Genomic DNA, 16,858 nt, shown 5'->3' with positions numbered 1-16,858 from the left:
GTCCGGACGCGCAAAGACCCTGTCCAGGCCGGGCGGCGGGCAGTAGCGGAATGAAGACATCTGCCCCTGCCCGCCCGGCCACGGCCTGCGCCGCGGCCCTCCGTCCCGGCGTGGCACCTGATAATCGCTGGCGCCGCCCCGCGGCACGCCCTAGGTTGCCTGTACGCCCAAGTCCGAGGAAGGAGGCGAGAGTTCGATGTCCACCAGCTGCATCACGCGCTCCCGCCCCGTCCGCAGGGCGTACGACCGGCACTGATCCGGGAGCGCGAACACGCCTTCCGGAAGGTCCTTCCCACCATGACCGCACATCTGGTCGTCCGCGCGCTCGGCGAGTCCGAGGCGCGTCCGCTCTTCACCTCCCTGCAGGACCCCGGCCTCGTCGGCCGTCCCCTGCTCGGGCGTCCGTACACGACCGTCGCCGAAGGCGGCGAGTACCGGCCCGAGTGGACCTGGGTCGCCCTCCGCGGGGACCGCGTCGTCGCCCGTGCCGCCTGCTGGGCAGCCCCGGACGACGAACTGCCCCTCCTCCTCGACTGGTTCGACTTCCTGCCCGGCGAGGAAGAGGCCGCCGTACGGCTGCTGCGCGCACTGCCGTACGACGTCGACTTCGAACTCGTCCTCCCTCCGGGCTGGCGGACGGAGCCCGAGGTGCGCGCCGCGGCCGAGGCCCGCATCGGCGCTGCCGCAACCGCGGGCTACCGCCCGCTCGTCGAACGCTTCCGCTACCGCTGGACGCCGGAGTGCGGGCTCCCGGAGCACCCGAGACGGCTCACGTTCCGGCCCGAGCCGGACGACGAGGTGATCCTGGACGTCCTGCGGCGCATCCAGCACGGCACCCTCGACGCCCACGCCCGGCGCGCCCTGGAGGAGGCCGAGCCCGGCGGGCCGGAGGCCGGGATCGAGCAGGCAGCCCGGGAGGATCTGGAGCACCTCCGCTGGATGTCGTCCCCGCGCGAGTGGTGGCGGCTGGCTCATACGGCGGACGGGGCACTGGCCGGGCTGCACGTGCCCGGCACGATCCCCAGCGGCCCGGCGGTGGGGTTCATCGGGGTCGTACCGGAGCAGCGCGGCAACGGCTACGCCTACGACCTCCTGGCCGAGTGCACCCGGCAGTTGAGCCGCGAAGGTGCCGAATCGGTCGCGGCCTCCACCGACTTGGGCAACACCCCGATGGCGGCGGCCTTCTCGAAGGCCGGCTATCCCGTCGTGGACCACCGCTTCTGCATGTCGGCACCGCAGCGGAGCCCCGCCCCGGCCCCGTAGCCGCAGCCGCAGCCGCAGCCGAGCACCTACCGCGGCGTCCGCGTCGCCCGGGACGCGTCCGTCAGCCGTCCAGGGCGAGGCGGACGCCGAGGGCGACCAGCACGCCGCCCGAGACCTGCTCCAGCCTGCGGCGCACCGCCGCCCGGGCGAGGACCCGCCGCAGCCGGCCCACGAACCCGACGTACAGCGAGTAGTAGCCGACCTCGAAGACGGCCCACACCGCGGCCAGGGTCACCATCAGCGGGAGCTGGGGCGCGCCGTGCGGCACGAACTGGGGGAGGAAGGACATGGCGAAGATCGCCGCCTTGGGGTTGGCGAGGTTGAGCAGCAGCCCCGCCCGGTACGCCCGCCAGGGCGACGGCTCACCCCGCGCGACCGCGTCACCGCCCTGCCCGGCCGCGTACCCGCCTGCCCCCGCCGCGTCCGGTCCGCCTTCGTGCCGTGCCGCACGCAGGGCCTGGACGCCGAAGACGATCAGGACCGCCGCTCCCCCGAACCGCAGGACGTCGTAGGCGAGTTGGGAGGCGGCGAGCAGCGCCGTCAGCCCGAAGGCGGCGACGACTCCCCAGACGAAGACGCCCGTCTCGTTGCCGAGGACGGTCATCTGCCCCGCGCGGCGGCTGTGCAGCGAGTTGCGGATGATGAGCACCGTGCTGGGGCCGGGCGACATCGCCACCAGCAGGCACGCGCCGAGGAAGGGCAGAAGCGTCGAGAGCATGGGGCCATCGTGACGGTCGCCCCGATCCCGGCCAAACGGTTTCCGGCCCGTCGGTATACCGCCCGGTCGGCGGGCGCCGTCCGGCTGGCGGTCCCGTCCGCTACTCCCCCGCCCGCGCCTGCCCGTCCCGTCCGCGCCCCGGCAGGAACGCCGCGATCAGCAGCCCCGTCAGGGCCGCCCCCGCGGCGATGAGGAAGGAGACGCGGAAACCCGCGAGCGTCGGCACGGCGGCGTCACCGAACGGCGTGCTCATCCGGGCCAGCACGACGCCCACCACGGCGCTCGACGTCGACGTTCCGATCGAGCGCATCAGCGTGTTCAGTCCGTTCGCGGCGCCCGACTCGGACGGGTCGACCGCGCCGAGGATCAGCGCGGGCATGGCCGAGTAGGCGATGCCGATGCCGAACCCGATGAGCACGGCGATGATCACGACCTGCCATACCGCGCCCATGAGCGCCGTTCCGGCCAGGTAGGCGACGGCGAGGATGACGAGCCCCGTCATCAGGGAGACCTTGGGGCCGCGGGTGTCCGAGATCCGGGCGGACAGCTTCGAGACGAGCATCATGGCGAGGCCCATGGGCGCCACGCACATCCCGGCCACGAGCATCGAGTGGCCCAGTCCGTAGCCGGTGGAGCGCGGCAGTTGCAGCAGCTGGGGGAGGACCAGGGTCGCCGCGTAGAACGCGAGCCCCACGGTGATCGAGGCGAGGTTGGTCAGCAGCACCTGCCGGCGGACCGTGCTGCGCAGGTCCACGAGCGGCTGGGCGAGGCGCAGCTCCATCACGCCCCACCCGGCGAAGACCACCAGGGAGGCCGAGAAGAGCCCGAGCGTCGTCGTGCTGCCCCAGCCCCAGGCCGCGCCCTTGGATATCGCGAGCAGCAGCGCCACGAGCCCGGCCGCCAGCCCGAGGGCGCCGGGGAAGTCGAAGCGTCCTCCCAGCCGTCGTGGCGACTCCGGTACGACGGTGCGCACCAGGACCATCGCGAGCGCGCCGATGCCGGCGGAGCCGAAGAAGAGCACGTGCCAGTCGGTGCGCTGGGCGACGTAGGCCGCGACCGGCATGCCGAGGGCGCCGCCGGTGCCGAGCGAGGAGCTCATGAACGCCATCGCCGGGCCGAGCCGGTCCGGCGGAAGCTCGTCCCGCATGATGCTGACGCCAAGCGGGATCGCTCCCATCGCGAATCCCTGCAGGGTCCGCCCGGCGACCATCGGCACGAGCGTGGAGGAGAACCCGCACACGAGGGAGCCCAGCACCATCATGCCGAGGCTGGCGAGGATGAGGCGGCGCTTGCCGTAGAGGTCGCCGAGGCGCCCCATGACGGGCGTGGCCACCGCGCCGGAGAGCAGCGTCGCGGTCACGACCCAGGCGGCGTCGGACGTGGTGGTGCGGAGAAGCTGCGGGAGCTGGGCGACGACGGGGACGAGCAGCGTCTGCATGACCGCGACGGAGATCCCGGCGAAGGCCAGCACGGGGACCACTCCCCTGAGCCGGCGCCGCCCGTCCGCCCCGCGTACCGCTTCCTGCTCGCCGGGCGCGTCCGCCTCCTGCTGCGGCGCCTGACGGCGGCTCGTCCCGGCTATGAGGGGTGGGGCGGCATCGCGGGCCTGCGTCATGCGGTCTCCGGGGAGTCGTTCGGAAAGTACGGGGCGTTCGCGCCGGCGTTCGTCGGGAGATGCCCGGGCCGGCGAATACGTGCAGCGTACAAACGAACCGGAGCACCCCGCCCGGTTATTCCTCTGTGCCCAGCGAAGACGCGGAGGCGGACCGGCGCCGCGCGCCGGTCCGCCTCCGCCTCGGCAGCCGCCCTGTCCCGGGCCTGCCGCCCCCCGCCTCAGCCCTCGGTGGGCTCCAGCCGCACCGAGATGCTGTTGATGCAGTAGCGCTGGTCCGTCGGCGTCGGGTAGCCCTCACCCTCGAAGACGTGCCCGAGGTGGGAGCCGCAGCGGGCGCACCGCACCTCCGTGCGGAGCATGCCCATCGAGCGGTCCTGGATCAGCTCCACGGCGTCGGAGTCCGCCGGGTCGTAGAAGCTGGGCCAGCCGCAGTGCGACTCGAACTTCGTGCCGGAGCGGAACAGCTCGGCGCCGCAGGCCCGGCAGTTGTAGACGCCGGTCGTCTTGGTGTCGGTGTACTCGCCGGTGAAGGCGGGCTCGGTGCCGGCCTGCCGCAGGACGCGGTACTCCTCAGGGCTGAGCTCGGCCCGCCACTGCTCCTCCGGCTTGTCGATCTCGTATGCCACGACGGCCTCCTCAGCTCGATCCGGTCATGAAGTCCGCGCCGTTCCGCCCCGAGCCGCCCCGGCCCGGCGGCGGCCACGCGCTCAGGGCGCCAGCCCGGCGATGATCCGGGGGCCGAGGTCGGTGACGTCCCCGGCTCCCATCGTGAGAACAAGGTCGCCGGGTGCGGCCATTCCCGCGACGAGCTCCGCGCCGGCGGTCCTGGACTCCGCGTGCCGCACATCGGCACCCGCCGCGCGCGCGGCGTCGATGATCAGCTCGCTGGTGACCCCGGGGATCGGGTCCTCGCGGGCGGGATAGATGTCGAGGACGACGGAGGCGTCCGCAAGCGCCAGCGCCTCCCCCATCTCCGTGCCGAGTTCCTGGGTGCGGCTGAAGAGGTGCGGCTGGAAGAGGACGAGCACGCGTCCGTCGCCCGCACCGCCGCGGATGGCCTCCAGGTCGGCGGTCATCTCCGTCGGGTGGTGCGCGTAGGAGTCGATGACCTGCACGCCGTTCGCCTCGCCCATGAGCTGCAGCCGCCGCCGGACCCCGGTGTACGTGCCGAGGGCCTTGGCCAGGTCGCCCGCCGGCAGGCCCATCTCGGTTCCCGCGACGAGGGCGGCGACGGCGTTGCTCGCGTAGTGCCGGCCCGGCACGAAGACGGCGAAGGTGAGTTCGGTCCCGTCCAGCAGGACCGTCGTCTCGCTGGTCAGGCCGTGCGGGGTGATGTCCAGGACGCGTACGTCGGCGTCGGCGGCCTCGCCGTACGTGCGCACCTTCACGTCCCCGCGCTCGCGGACCCTGCGTGTCAGCTCGCGCGCTCCCTCGTGGTCCGCGGAGACGATCAGGGTGCCGCCGGGGCGGACGCGGCCCGCGAAGATCTCGAAGGACTCGTAGATCTCCTCCATGGAGGCGTAGTTGGCGTGGTGGTCCAGCTCCACGTTGAGCACGATGGCCACCTCGGGCGCGTACTTGTGGAAGCTGCGGTCGCTCTCGTCCGCCTCCGCCACGAAGATCTCGCCGCGGCCGTTGTGGGCGTTGGAGCCCGGCTCGTCGAGGTCGCCGCCGATCGCGTACGAGGGGTCGAGGCCGAGGGAGCCCAGGGCCACCGCGAGCATTGACGTCGTCGTGGTCTTGCCGTGGGTACCGGCCACGGCGAGGGGCCGGCACGCCTCCATGAGCGCGGCCAAGGCGTCCGAGCGGTGCACGACCGGGACGCCGCGCTCCGCGGCGGCGGCCAGCTCCGGGTTGTCGGGCCGGATGGCGCTGGAGACGACGACCGACGTGGCGTCGGCCGCCAGGTTGGCGGCGTCGTGGCCGAGGTGCACCGTCGCGCCCAGACCGCGCAGCGCCGTCACCGACAGCGACTCCCTGGCGTCGCTGCCTTCGACGCGCGCGCCGCGCTGGCTGAGGATCTTCGCGATGCCGGACATCCCGGCACCGCCGATGCCGATGAAGTGCGGACGTGCCAGTGCCGCCGGAACGGTCGGACTGGCCGCTGCCGTGGCCGGGTCGGCTGCGTCGGCTGCCATGGGGGCGCCTCCAAAGCTCGTGCTCTCGTGAACGGGCGCGGTGCGCTGTCCGCCAGCCGGCCGCCCTCACCGGCGCGGAGCCACACGGCCGTCCGCACGACGAGGGCCACCGCTGTGCGACGTGCCGTACGCGCGCCGACCAGCCTATGCGCTGCGCACCCCGCCGCTCCCCGCGCACCGGACGCGGCACGGCACGGAGCGGGCCACGGGCGCGCGCCCGGGGCCCGCTCCGTGCCGTGCCCTGCTACTCCCCGTGCGCGAAGAGCTTCAGCACGGGGACGCCCACCTTGTGCCGGGCACGCGTCGCCCAGTCACGGTGGAAGAACTCCTCGACCAGGTGCGGAGCCGTCAGCACGATCACCTCGTCGGCCCCGGCCGTGCCGACGACCTCGGCCAGCACGTCGAGCGGGTGGTCCTCGATGACCTGCCCCTCCGCCTCCGCACCCGTCTCGCGCAGCTTGGCGAGCGAACGGTCCAGCGCGCGCACGGCGAGCCCCTCGGACTCCGGCTCGTCGGACTCGGTGCCTTCGCGCACGGCCTCGTCGAACTCGCCGAGCGCGACGTCGTCCAGTGCGCGCAGGAGGCGGTCCTGGTCGCCGCGCGGCTGCATCAGTACGACGAAGGAGACGGGCTCGTCCCCGTGGAGCGTCGTGACGAGCTCCACGTCGTCGGACACCAGCGGCTTCTCGATCATCAACACGGTCGTGAACACGGCGGTGCCCTTCTCTCCACTCGGAGCCCGGTTTCCGGGCTCCTCCGTACATCCCTGCTCCCGCCCCAGGCGGGCCTCGCACCCCGTCTTCCCAGCGGGGCGCTGCCGTAACTGCCGCGCTTACCGCTCCGGTTGCGCGGCGCGCCGGTAGCGGGTGAACAGGAAGCCGTCCTCTTCGAGTACCCCGGCGAGCCGGAAGTCCACAGGGACGTCGAGTCCGGGTCCGTCGACGATGCGCGAAGCGCCGCCCGAGGTGATGCGCGGAGCGAGGGTGAAGCACAGCTCGTCGAGGACGTTCCCCGCGACGAGCTGCCCGAGCAGCCGCGGGCCGCCCTCCGTCAGGAGGCGCCGCAGGCCCCGTCGGGCCAGCGCGCCCGGCAGGCGGGCGGGATCCACGGTCTCGCCCTCGCCCGCGAAGACGACCTCCGCTCCCGCCTCGCGGGCGGCCGCGACCCGGTCCTGAGGTGCCGCGGCGCCCGTCACCAGGAGGGTCGGGACCAGCGGACTGGTGAACAGCGGCAGCGAGAAGTCCAGGTCCAGCCCCGCGCTGACCACCGCGATGGCCGGTGCGGGCCCCTGCCCCGCCGCGGCCCGGCGCCGCGCGAAGACCTCCCGCTCACGGGCCGGCCGGTACCCCTCCTGCCGTACGGTCTGGGCCCCGACGACGACCGCGTCGGCGAGGCCCCTCAGGACGCCGAAGACGCGCATGTCCGCCTCGGACGACAGGGGCTGCGAGCGGCCCTCGTGGTAGGCGGCGCCGTCCAGGGAGGCGACCATGTTCGCCCGCAGCCACACGCCCTCGCCGTGCTCGCCGGATCCTTCCGGGAGCGGCCGCGGGTAGGCGTAGGCGTCCGCCAGGGCGTCGATGCTCCACGGCTCCCCGCCTGCCGTGTCCTCTCGCGGTGGCTGCCGTGGCCCGTCGTCGGCGGGGCCGGGAACCTCGTCGTCAGCGGTGCGGGGGAACAGACGTCGCATGTCCCGCAGTCTGGCACGCACCCCGCCGGGCTCCCCCGGCCGGCCTCGCCGGCCGCCGCCCTCGGCCGTTCGGCATGCCGTTTAGCATGAACAGCGTGTCCCCCTCCCCCTCCTCCTCGGCCGATTCCGCACGCCCGGCGGCGCCCACGTCCCCCGCCGGCGGTCCCGACGCCCGCTCCGGCGCCGGCCCGGCGTCCCTCACGGACCGCGAGCCGCACGTTCCCGCGGAGCGGCTCGTCGCGGAGATGGTGCCGCCGCCGCGCTTCGACGCCGTCCGCTTCGAGACCTACGTGCCCGACCCGGGGCAGCCGAGCCAGAGCGAAGCCGTCCAGGTGCTGCGCTCCTTCGCCGCGGGGCTCAACGGCAAGGGGACGGGCAGCGAGCGGAAACGGTGGTTCCGCCGCCGCCCCGCACAGGCGGCACCCTCCGGCCCTCGCGGCGTCTACCTCGACGGCGGCTACGGCGTCGGCAAGACGCACCTGCTCGCCTCGCTCTGGCACGCGACCGACGCCCCTGCCGGGCAGAAGGCCTTCGGCACCTTCGTGGAACTGACCAACCTCGTCGGCGCTCTCGGCTTCCAGCAGACCGTGCGGACGCTCAGCGGCCACCGTCTGCTGTGCATCGACGAGTTCGAACTGGACGATCCGGGCGACACCGTCCTCGTCTCCAGTCTGCTGGGCCGCCTCGTCGACGAGGGCGTGGCACTGGCCGCCACGTCGAACACGCTGCCGGGGAAGCTCGGCGAGGGCCGTTTCGCGGCCGCCGACTTCCTCCGCGAGATCCAGGGGCTGTCCGCGCACTTCCGCGCCCTGCGCATCGACGGCGAGGACTACCGCCACCGGGGGCTGCCGGCCGCGCCCGCCCCTCTCGCCGAGGACGACGTCGTACGCGCCGCGCACCGCACGCCCGCCGCGTCCCTCGACGGGTTCGACGCGCTCCTCGGCCACCTCTCCCGCGTCCATCCGAGCCGCTACGGCGCGCTCGTCGACGGACTGGGAGCCGTCTGCCTCACCGGGGTCGGCCCCGTCCCGGACCAGTCGACGGCGCTGCGGCTCGTCGTCCTCGCCGACCGCCTGTACGACCGGGAGCTGCCGGTACTGGCGTCGGGGGCGCCGTTCGACGCGCTGTTCACTCCGGAGATGCTCGAAGGCGGCTACCGGAAGAAGTACTTCCGCGCCATCTCGCGTCTCACCGCGCTCGCCAGGGACGGCGAGCGCCTCACATCCGCGTGAACCCAAGCTTTTCCTGATCTTCAACTCCCGTGCCCCACGCGCGTAGATACTGCTGTCGTGCCTAGTGCTCGCACACCCGTGCGCGTGGTAGACACACCTGAAACCTGGCCGCCAACAGGGAGTTCCTTATGACGACTTCACGACGTCAAGTGCTGGCAAGAACGGGCGCGGTGGGAGCAGGCATCGCCTTCACCGGTGCCCTCTCGGAATTGTTCACAGGCACCGCTGCCGCCCAGGGCACCGGCGGACACTCGGGCTACGGTCCGCTCGTCCCGGACCCCGACGGCGTGCTCGACCTGCCCAAGGGCTTCCGCTACAAGATCCTCTCCCGTACCGGCGAGGACCTGCAGTCCGGCGAGGGCAAGGTGCCCAGCAACTTCGACGGCATGGCCGCCTTCGCCGCGGACGGCCACCACAACCGCCACGGCCACAAGCACGGCAAGACCTGGCTGGTGCGCAACCACGAGAACCGCCAGGACGGCAAGGTGGGCGTGCCCACCGTCGACGGGCTGACCTACGACCCCGACGCGAAGGGCGGCTGCACCCTCCTGGAGCTGGACCACGACAACGAGGTCCTTCAGGAGCGCGTGGGCATCGCCGGCACCTCCACGAACTGCGCGGGCGGGACCAGCCCCTGGGACACCTGGCTGACCTGCGAGGAGACCGAGTTCAAGGCCGGCGAGGAGGGCTACAGCAAGGACCACGGCTTCATCTTCGAGGTCGGCTTCCGCCACGACCGTCCCACCTCGACCGAGCCCCTCACCGCGATGGGCCGCTTCCAGCACGAGGCCATCGCCTTCGACCCGCGCAACGGCGTGGTGTACGAGACCGAGGACGCCTTCGAGAAGCCGTTCGGCCTCTTCTACCGCTTCCTCCCCGAGAAGCCGCTGGGCGGCTACGGCTCCCTGCACGCGGGCGGCAAACTGCAGGCCATGCGGGTGCCGGGGCTTCCCGACCTGTCGGTCGCGCAGGAGCCGGGCGAGACCTTCGACGGGATCGAGTGGGTCGACGTCCCCGACCCGCTCGCCAAGGAGACGCCGATCCGCTTCCAGGACTTCGGCAAGAAGGGCATCACCCACGCCCAGAAGCTCGAGGGCTGCTACTGGGGCGGGAAGTCGGTCTACTTCGTCTCCAGCTACGCCAAGAGCGAGGAGGGTTCGAAGGCCGACCACTACGGCCAGATCTGGCGCTACGACCCGAAGCGCAAGCAGCTCACCCTCGTCATCGTCTTCGGCCCCGACACCGACCTGCAGCTGCCCGGCGAGGAGCCCGACAACATCTGCCTGGCACCCAGCGGCGGCCTGATGGTGTGCGAGGACGGCGAGGGCGCCCAGCACGTCTACGGCCTGACCAAGCACGGCCAGGTCTACCCGATGGCCGGCAACCGCCAGGACATCGGTACGCCGGAGGAGCCCGCCTGGGGCGAGTTCGCGGGCGTCACGTTCTCGCCGGACTGCCGGACGATGTACTTCAACTGCTACGACCCCGGCACCACCTTCGCGGTGACCGGCCCCTGGCAGCACTGACGGGACCTCACCGAGGCACCCGCCCGGCACCCACGCGTGCGGCCGGGCCCGCTCCGGCGGGCCCGGCCGCACGCGTCCTGGCAGTCGCTCTCCGCCTCCCGCGACGCCCCGTTACAGCAGGTCGTCCAGGGTGATCGGAAGGGAGCGGACGCGCTTGCCCGTCGCGTGGTGCACGGCATTCGCGATCGCCGCCGCGATCCCGACCAGCCCGACCTCCCCGACTCCCTTGGTGCCGATCGGAGTCGCCCGGTCCGGCTCTCCCACGAAGACGACGTCCATGTCACCCACGTCCGCGTTGACGGGGACGAGGTAGTCGCCGAGCGTCGCGTTGGCGATACGGCCGGTGCCGGAGTCGGTGGCGGTCTCCTCGAACAGGGCCTGCCCGATGCCCCCGACCGTCCCGCCGATGATCTGGCTGCGGGCGGTCTTCTCGTTGAGGATCCGGCCGCCGTCGATCGCCGAAACGACCCTGGCGACACGGATGATGCCGAGATCGGCGTCGACGCGTACCTCGACGAACTTCGCTCCGAAGGCGCCCGCCGGTGCCATGCCCAGCGTCGAGGGGTCCGCCGGTGAGCTGGCCCCGTCCGCCGTCAGTTCCTCCTTGCCGTGCCGGCCGAGGATGTCCGCGTAGGACTCGCCCTGGTCCGGCCGGCCGCGCCGGTGCAGCCGCCCGTCCGCGACGACCACGTCCTCGGGCGAGCAGCCTCGCAGCGGCGATTCCCCGTCCTCGCCCACCAGGTCGAGGACCTGCTGCACGACGCGTTCGCAGGCGTCCCGCACGGCCGTGGCCAGGGCACCCGTCAGGCCGGAACCCCCGGCCTGCGGCGAGACGGGCATGTCGGAGTCCCCGAGATCGAAGCGGACCCTGGCGAGCGGAATGCCGAGCGCGTCCGCCGACACCTGCGTCATCACCGTGTACGTGCCGGTGCCGATGTCCGTCGCCGCGCTGCGGACGAAGGCGCTGCCGTCCCGGTTGACCGTCGCCCGCGCGTTGCACGGCTGTGCGTACCACGGGTAGCTGACGCCGGCCATGCCGTATCCGACGAGCCAGTCGCCGTCCCGCATGGAACGCGGCTCGGGGTCGCGGCGGGACCAGCCGAACCTCTCGGCCCCGGCCCGGTAGCACTCCCTGAGCGCCTTGCTCGTCCAGGGCAGGCCGTTCCCGGGGTGGATCTCGGCGTAGTTGCGAAGGCGGAGTTCCAGCGGGTCCGTCTTCAGGGCGAAGGCGAGTTCGTCGAGCGCAGATTCGAGGGCGAAGTTGCCTTGCCCCTCCGCGGGCGCGCGCATGGAGGTCGGGTCTGGGATGTTGAGCCGGGCCTGGACGTCACGGGTGAGCACGTTGGCGCAGGCGTACGACACGGCCGACGAGGCGGCGACCGGTTCGTAGTCGTCGTCCTCCATGGCGACCGAGGACGTGGCCCGGTGCTCCACCGCCACCAGCGCACCGCTCCTGTCGGCGCCCAGAGTTACGTGCTGGATGCTGCTCGGGCGGTGGCCGATCGAGCAGAACATCTGCGGCCGCGTCAGGACGATCTTGACGGGACGTTTCACCATGCGTGCCGCGAGCACGGTCAGGATGACGTGCGGCCACACGCGCAGCCCGTTCCCGAACGCTCCGCCCACGTACGGTGCCAGCACCCTGACGGAACTCTCGGGGAGGCCGAAGACCTTCGCGAAGGTCGCGCGTGCCATCGACGGCCACTGGGTGGTGTCGTGGACCGTGAGCTTGTCGCCCTCCCACACGGCGACTGTCGCGAAGAGCCCCAGCGGGTTGTTGGTGTTGTCGGGGGTGGTGTAGGTGGCCGAGACCTTCACGTCCGCCGTGTCGAGCGCCTCCGCGACCGAACCCCGGTCGCTGTCCAGGCCCCAGGGGTTCTCCACCAGCCGGGCACGCGGGTCGTCGAGCCGGGTGACGGCGTCGCCCGGCTCGTACTCGACCTCCACCAGCCGTGCCGCGGCGACGGCCTCCTCGGGGGTCTCCGCCACCACCATGGCGACATGCTGGCCGTGGTGCAGGACCCGGTCGTCCTGGAGAGGGGCCGGCGGTGACGCCCCCAGAGCGGTCATCGGCCCGTCGGGAAGCCGGGGCATGCCGCGGTGGGTGATGACTCTCAGCACGCCGGGCGCGGCCTCGGCGGCCAGGGTGTCGAGCGACCGGATGCGTCCCGAGGCGACTGTGCTCTGGACGAGCGCGGCATGCACCTGGCCGGGGACGTTCACATCGCTCGGATAGGCGGCCGCACCGGCCGCCTTGAGGGCACCGTCGACGCGGTCGATTCCGGCGCCGACGAGGGGTGCGGGTTCCACGAGGCTCACGGCGTGACTCCTGAGACGGTCCGCAGCGCACGGACGAGGGTGCGCTGAGCGAGTTCGACCTTGAATTCGGTGCCGGGAACGGTCCACGCCCCCTGCACCGAGGCGGCCGCAGCTTCCCGGAACGTCTCCTCCGTCGCCGGTGAACCGGTGAGGACCTGCTCGGCCTCCAGGCACCGCCATGGCTTCGACGCGACGCCCCCCAGTGCCACCCTGGCGTGTTCGACGGTGCCCTCCCGCGTCACCAGCACGACGCCCGCCGACGCGAGAGCGAACTCGTACGAGGCCCGGTCGCGGACCTTGAGGTAGCAGGAGGCGGCCGAGGCCGGCGGAAGGGGAACGGTGACGCCGGTGATCAGCTCGCCGTGCACGAGGACGTTCTCGACGTCCGGGCTCGCGCCGGACTCCCGGTAGAACTGCGTCAGGGGCACGCTGCGGCGGCCCGGCATCCCCTGGAGGTGGACCGTCGCGTCCAGTGCGACCAGAGCGACGGCGAGGTCGGAGGCGTGCACCGCGATGCACCGGTCGCTGACGCCCAGGATCGCGTGCATCCTCGCGGTGTTCTCGACGGCCGCGCAGCCGGAGCCGGGATCGCGCTTGTTGCACTCGGGGACGGCGGGATCGCGAAAGTAGCGGCACCGTGCCCGCTGCAGAAGGTTGCCGCCGACCGTCGCCATGTTGCGCAGCTGCGTGGACGCGCCGAGCAGCAGTGCCTGCCGCACGAGAGGCAGGCTCCGCTCCACCGTGGTGTCGGCCGCGAGCTCCTCCATCGTCGTGAGCGCCCCGACGTGCAGGGCGTCGTCGCTCCGGGTGATGCCGCGCAGGGGCAGACGCGTGATGTCGACCAGCCGCTCCGGTCCGAGGACTCCGTCCTTCATCAGGTCCAGCTGGGTCGTGCCTCCCGCGAGGTAGGACGCGGCGGGGTCGGCGGCCAGCAGGTTCACCGCCTCGTCGACGTCGGCCGCCCGCACGTAGTCAAAGGGACGCATCGGCACCCCCTGCTGAGGCCACATCGCGGATCGCGGCGACGATGTTGGCGTACGCACCGCAGCGGCAGAGGTTGCCGCTCATGAACTCCCGGATGTCGGCGTCCGAGCCGGCCCGGCCTTCCGCCAGCAGGGCCGCGGCCGACATGATCTGGCCCGGTGTGCAGAACCCGCACTGGAAGCCGTCGTGGCGGACGAACGACTCCTGGAGAGGGTGCGGCTCCTCCGACGGGCCCAGCCCCTCGATCGTGGTGATCTCCCGGTCCTCGCACTGGGCGGCCAGCGTCAGACAGGACAGCACACGCCTGCCGTCGGCGTGCACGGTGCACGCCCCGCATGCCCCCTGGTCACAGCCCTTCTTCGTCCCGGTCAGGCCCAAGTGGTCGCGTAGCGCGTCGAGCAGGGTGACCCTGGTGTCCAAGTGCAGTTTGTACCGGCGGCCGTTCACGGACAGCTCCACCGGCATGTCCGGAACGGCCGGTGCCCGTCGTTGCCGGCTCAGCGCTTTGGCCATCGCCTCTCCTCTGTCTGCGGGAAGACCGCCACGCGTCGCGGACGCGGGCCCCGGCCCGGAGCCCGGTGGACCCAGGAGCCCGGGAGACGGGTCAGCACGGAGGGAGACTCCTCGCGAATGACGGTCGCTTGCTCACCCAGAGCCGGTTCACAAAAAGCTCTTTCGGCAAACTTCGGGCGATTCGGACAGAGGTCGGAGGGCACCGCCTGTCAGAACGCATGCGCGCCGCCGGGCGGCCGGGGGCCACCGGACGGGCGCGAGGAGCCAGAAGCGCAACAGCAGAGCAGCCGCAGTGGGCCGCGCCTAACCCCGGCGTCCCGCCTGCGAGCAGGCCAGCCACGTCGCCAGCGCCGCCACGGCCACGGACGCCACGGCCGGCAGCCAGGGCAGGGTCACGGCGCCCTCGTGCGAGGCGGACACGAGGCCGGCGACCGCGGCGTTCGCCGGGGAGCCTCCCACGACGAGGACGAGCAGCACCGCCAGCAGGCTCGACGGAACGGCGACCCCCGAGTTGCTCAGCAGCGGGCGGTTGCACAGCGCGCCGATGGCCGCGCCGAAGAACGCGCACGTGAACGCGGCCAGCAGCCCGGCCTCCACAGCGGGCAGCAGCGGCACCGCCACGTGCCCGGCCGAACTCCGCGGGTCGCTGACTGCCACGACGTAGACGGCGCCCACCGCGCCGAGGGCGCAGGTCAGAAGCAGCGCGGCGAGGACGCCGGCCAGATGCACCCGCGCGGGTCCCGCGGCGGCGGCGGTGCACTGCCGTGCGGCCAGGGGCTCGATGTTCAGGCAGATGCGGACCACCCAGGCGGTCACGGGCAGCAGCCCGGCCGCGGCGTACCCGAGTCCGTCCAGCACGGGCTGCCCCCACTGCACGCCGATCCCCATGACGGCGGCGTAGAGCAGCATGGGCGGCAGCCAGCGCTGGGAGCGCATCAGCAGCGCCGTGTGGTAGCCGAGCAGGGCACTCATGCGGATTCCTCGCGTACGGACCGGATGTACCAGTTCTGCTCGAGCAGGCTCCCGAGCAGGACGTCGGAGTAGGCGACCGGGGCGGTCAGGATGATCGTGCCGCCCGGCAACTGCTCCGCGATCACCGAGGCGGGCAGCGCCGGCGGCGGCTGCCCGGGAGGCCCCTCGGCGACGACGCGTACGCGCTTCCCCCCGCCCGCCGCCCGGCCGGGGCGGCGCGGTCCGTCCTTCTCGGCGACGGGCCGCAACCGCCCCCCTTCGATCCTGTACGTCGCGTCGGACGCACCGGCGAGGCGCCCGGGGTCGTGGTCGACGAAGACGACGGTCGCCCCCTCGGCCACCCGCTCGGCGACAGCGTGGTCCAGCACGGTGCGGGCGTCGTGGTCGAGCCCGGTCCACGCCTCGTCCAGCACGAGCAGCCCGGGGCGCGCCATCAGCGCCTGCGTGACGGCGACCTTCTGACTCGTCCCCTTGGACAGTTCCGACAGCGGGGTGTCGGAGTGGCCCGCGGCCCCGAACCGCTCCAGCCACTCGCCGGCCCGGCGGACGGCGACGGTCCTGCTCAGGCCGTGCACGCGGCCCAGGTGGGTCAGGTAGCCGCGCGTCGTGAGCGGCATCGCGGCGGGGAAGCGCTCCGGTACGTAGCCGCAGGACGGGCGCCCCGTGATCTGCCCTTCCGTGGGGGTCTCGACACCGGCGAGCATCCGCAGCAGCGTCGACTTGCCGCTGCCGTTGTCCCCTTCGAAGCGCACCAGGCTGCGTTCGGGCAGGGAGAGGTCCACTTCGCGCAGCACCCAGTCTCCGCGCCAGCCGTACCGGCGGCCGACCCCGTCCAGCCTCATGAGAGTTGGTCCGATCTCATGTCTGCCGACGTTAGCCCGTGCTGGCAGACTTCGGTGGGTGATCGACGCACAGGACGCACAGAAGGCAGCCGACTACGCGCTGCCGCTGGTGGTACGGCTCGAACGGGACGCTCCGCCCGCCCTGACCGACGCCCTGGAGACCGCCGCCCGCGCCGTGCTCACCCTCCTCGCCGACGAACGCAGCGCCCCCGGCCGCGACTTCGCGGAGCCGGGCACGGCCGAGGGGGAACCCGGGACTGCGGGGGCGGGGGAATGGGCGGAGGCCGTGCGGCGGTGGGAGCAGCGCGACATCCGCAAGGTCGTACGGCGGGCACGCGGAGCGGAGTGGCGCCGCGCGCAGGCGCTGCCGGGCATCACCGTCACGGGCGGCACGGCGTCCGTCCGCGTCTTCCCGCCCGTCCCCGTGGACGGATGGCCCAAGGACCTGTCACGGCTGCAGGTTTCGGGCACCGTCCTGGACGACGCGCACCCGCCCGCGCGGCCCGTGGCGGGAACTGCGGTGCTGTGGATGGCTCCCGGGCTGGAGATGTCCGCGGGCAAGGCGATGGCGCAGGCCGCGCACGGAGCCCAACTGGCCTGGTGGCGGCTGCCGTCGGAGGACCGTGCGGCCTGGGCGGCGACCGGTTTCGCTCTCGCCGTACGCAGGGCGCCGGACAGGGCGGAATGGGAGAGGCTGGTGCGCAGCGGCCTCCCCGTCGTGCAGGACGCGGGCCACACCGAGATCGCCCCGGGCACCTGCACGGTCGTCGCCGATCACCCGGCGCTGGACCGCTGATCCCACCTGCGCGAGGAGTGAAAGCTCAAGCAGGGCTCTGAAATCCCGGTGCCCGGGGTTCGGGCGGCCGCTGCGTGGCAGAAGCCCGTAGAGCGGCGCAGGGGGCGCGACCACCGGATCGCACTGGCCGGTGCACAGGACGACCGGAGCCGTCGCGCTGACGGCTCCACGGGGGAGGAACGCACATGGAGGCAACGGAGATCAGGGCCACCGGCACGCGGGCCACGGACACCAGGGCCACCGGCACGCGGGC

15 protein-coding genes are annotated in these 16,858 nt (G+C 72.9%); 4 read left to right on the top strand and 11 right to left on the bottom strand.

The features are described 5' to 3' along the window. Nucleotides 1-297 precede the first annotated feature (297 nt). Nucleotides 298-1,263 (top strand): GNAT family N-acetyltransferase, encoded by a 966-nt coding sequence (locus H181DRAFT_RS18840; protein WP_045865720.1) that lies wholly within the window; start codon nt 298-300, stop codon nt 1,261-1,263. Between the two features lie 61 nt (nt 1,264-1,324). On the opposite strand, the gene H181DRAFT_RS18835 is transcribed toward H181DRAFT_RS18840, so the two are convergent. The 6 genes from H181DRAFT_RS18835 to H181DRAFT_RS18810 form a co-directional block, all read right to left on the bottom strand. Next, nucleotides 1,325-1,981: a LysE family translocator gene (locus H181DRAFT_RS18835; protein ID WP_045865719.1), complete on the bottom strand. Its 657-nt coding sequence runs from the start codon at nt 1,979-1,981 to the stop codon at nt 1,325-1,327. Between the two features lie 100 nt (nt 1,982-2,081). Next, nucleotides 2,082-3,596, bottom strand: a complete 1,515-nt coding sequence (locus H181DRAFT_RS18830) for an MFS transporter (RefSeq protein WP_078895831.1) — start codon at nt 3,594-3,596, stop codon at nt 2,082-2,084. A gap of 218 nt (nt 3,597-3,814) precedes the next feature. Further along, nucleotides 3,815-4,222, bottom strand: a complete 408-nt coding sequence (gene msrB, locus H181DRAFT_RS18825) for a peptide-methionine (R)-S-oxide reductase MsrB (RefSeq protein WP_045865718.1) — start codon at nt 4,220-4,222, stop codon at nt 3,815-3,817. A gap of 81 nt (nt 4,223-4,303) precedes the next feature. Next, the gene (gene murC, locus H181DRAFT_RS18820) at nt 4,304-5,734 is read right to left on the bottom strand and encodes a UDP-N-acetylmuramate--L-alanine ligase (protein WP_045865717.1); all 1,431 of its coding nucleotides are present in this window, start codon (nt 5,732-5,734) and stop codon (nt 4,304-4,306) included. Nucleotides 5,735-5,978: 244 nt separating this feature from the next. Continuing rightward, nucleotides 5,979-6,446 carry a hypothetical protein gene (locus tag H181DRAFT_RS18815; RefSeq protein WP_045865716.1) on the bottom strand — a complete coding sequence of 156 codons (468 nt, stop codon included), beginning with the start codon at nt 6,444-6,446 and terminating at the stop codon, nt 5,979-5,981. Nucleotides 6,447-6,566: 120 nt separating this feature from the next. Then, nucleotides 6,567-7,421, bottom strand: a complete 855-nt coding sequence (locus tag H181DRAFT_RS18810; protein WP_045865715.1) for a pyrimidine reductase family protein — start codon at nt 7,419-7,421, stop codon at nt 6,567-6,569. Nucleotides 7,422-7,507: 86 nt separating this feature from the next. On the opposite strand from H181DRAFT_RS18810, the gene zapE reads away from it, so the two are divergent. Then, nucleotides 7,508-8,653 (top strand): cell division protein ZapE, encoded by a 1,146-nt coding sequence (zapE, locus tag H181DRAFT_RS18805; RefSeq protein WP_045865714.1) that lies wholly within the window; start codon nt 7,508-7,510, stop codon nt 8,651-8,653. 128 nt (nt 8,654-8,781) lie between these two features. Next, the gene (locus tag H181DRAFT_RS18800) at nt 8,782-10,179 is read left to right on the top strand and encodes an alkaline phosphatase PhoX (RefSeq protein WP_045865713.1); all 1,398 of its coding nucleotides are present in this window, start codon (nt 8,782-8,784) and stop codon (nt 10,177-10,179) included. 111 nt (nt 10,180-10,290) lie between these two features. On the opposite strand, the gene H181DRAFT_RS18795 is transcribed toward H181DRAFT_RS18800, so the two are convergent. The 5 genes from H181DRAFT_RS18795 to H181DRAFT_RS28900 form a co-directional block, all read right to left on the bottom strand. Further along, on the bottom strand, nt 10,291-12,498 hold the full coding sequence (locus tag H181DRAFT_RS18795; protein WP_045865712.1) for a xanthine dehydrogenase family protein molybdopterin-binding subunit: 2,208 nt from the start codon (nt 12,496-12,498) through the stop codon (nt 10,291-10,293). Then, nucleotides 12,495-13,484, bottom strand: coding sequence for an FAD binding domain-containing protein (locus H181DRAFT_RS18790; protein ID WP_045865711.1), 990 nt, complete (start codon nt 13,482-13,484; stop codon nt 12,495-12,497). The genes H181DRAFT_RS18795 and H181DRAFT_RS18790 overlap by 4 nt, the downstream gene beginning before the upstream one ends. Then, nucleotides 13,471-13,995, bottom strand: a complete 525-nt coding sequence (locus H181DRAFT_RS18785; RefSeq protein WP_107068799.1) for a (2Fe-2S)-binding protein — start codon at nt 13,993-13,995, stop codon at nt 13,471-13,473. The genes H181DRAFT_RS18790 and H181DRAFT_RS18785 overlap by 14 nt, the downstream gene beginning before the upstream one ends. Nucleotides 13,996-14,298: 303 nt before the next feature. Continuing rightward, nucleotides 14,299-14,967: a hypothetical protein gene (locus tag H181DRAFT_RS28905; RefSeq protein ID WP_045865710.1), complete on the bottom strand. Its 669-nt coding sequence runs from the start codon at nt 14,965-14,967 to the stop codon at nt 14,299-14,301. Continuing rightward, entirely contained in the window at nt 14,964-15,809 is an 846-nt protein-coding gene (locus tag H181DRAFT_RS28900) for an ATP-binding cassette domain-containing protein (RefSeq protein WP_045865709.1), read from the bottom strand. The genes H181DRAFT_RS28905 and H181DRAFT_RS28900 overlap by 4 nt, the downstream gene beginning before the upstream one ends. 58 nt (nt 15,810-15,867) lie before the next feature. On the opposite strand from H181DRAFT_RS28900, the gene H181DRAFT_RS18770 reads away from it, so the two are divergent. Beyond that, nucleotides 15,868-16,605 (top strand): aminoacyl-tRNA hydrolase, encoded by a 738-nt coding sequence (locus tag H181DRAFT_RS18770; protein WP_254666906.1) that lies wholly within the window; start codon nt 15,868-15,870, stop codon nt 16,603-16,605. The last annotated feature ends 253 nt before the right edge of the window (nt 16,606-16,858 follow it).

Source organism: Streptomyces sp. WMMB 714 (assembly GCF_900090125.1).
In the GTDB taxonomy this organism is placed as follows: Bacteria; Actinomycetota; Actinomycetes; order Streptomycetales; family Streptomycetaceae; genus Streptomyces; species Streptomyces daqingensis.
Note: the sequence above shows the minus strand (reverse complement) of the source record. Positions and strands in the feature narration are given on the sequence as shown.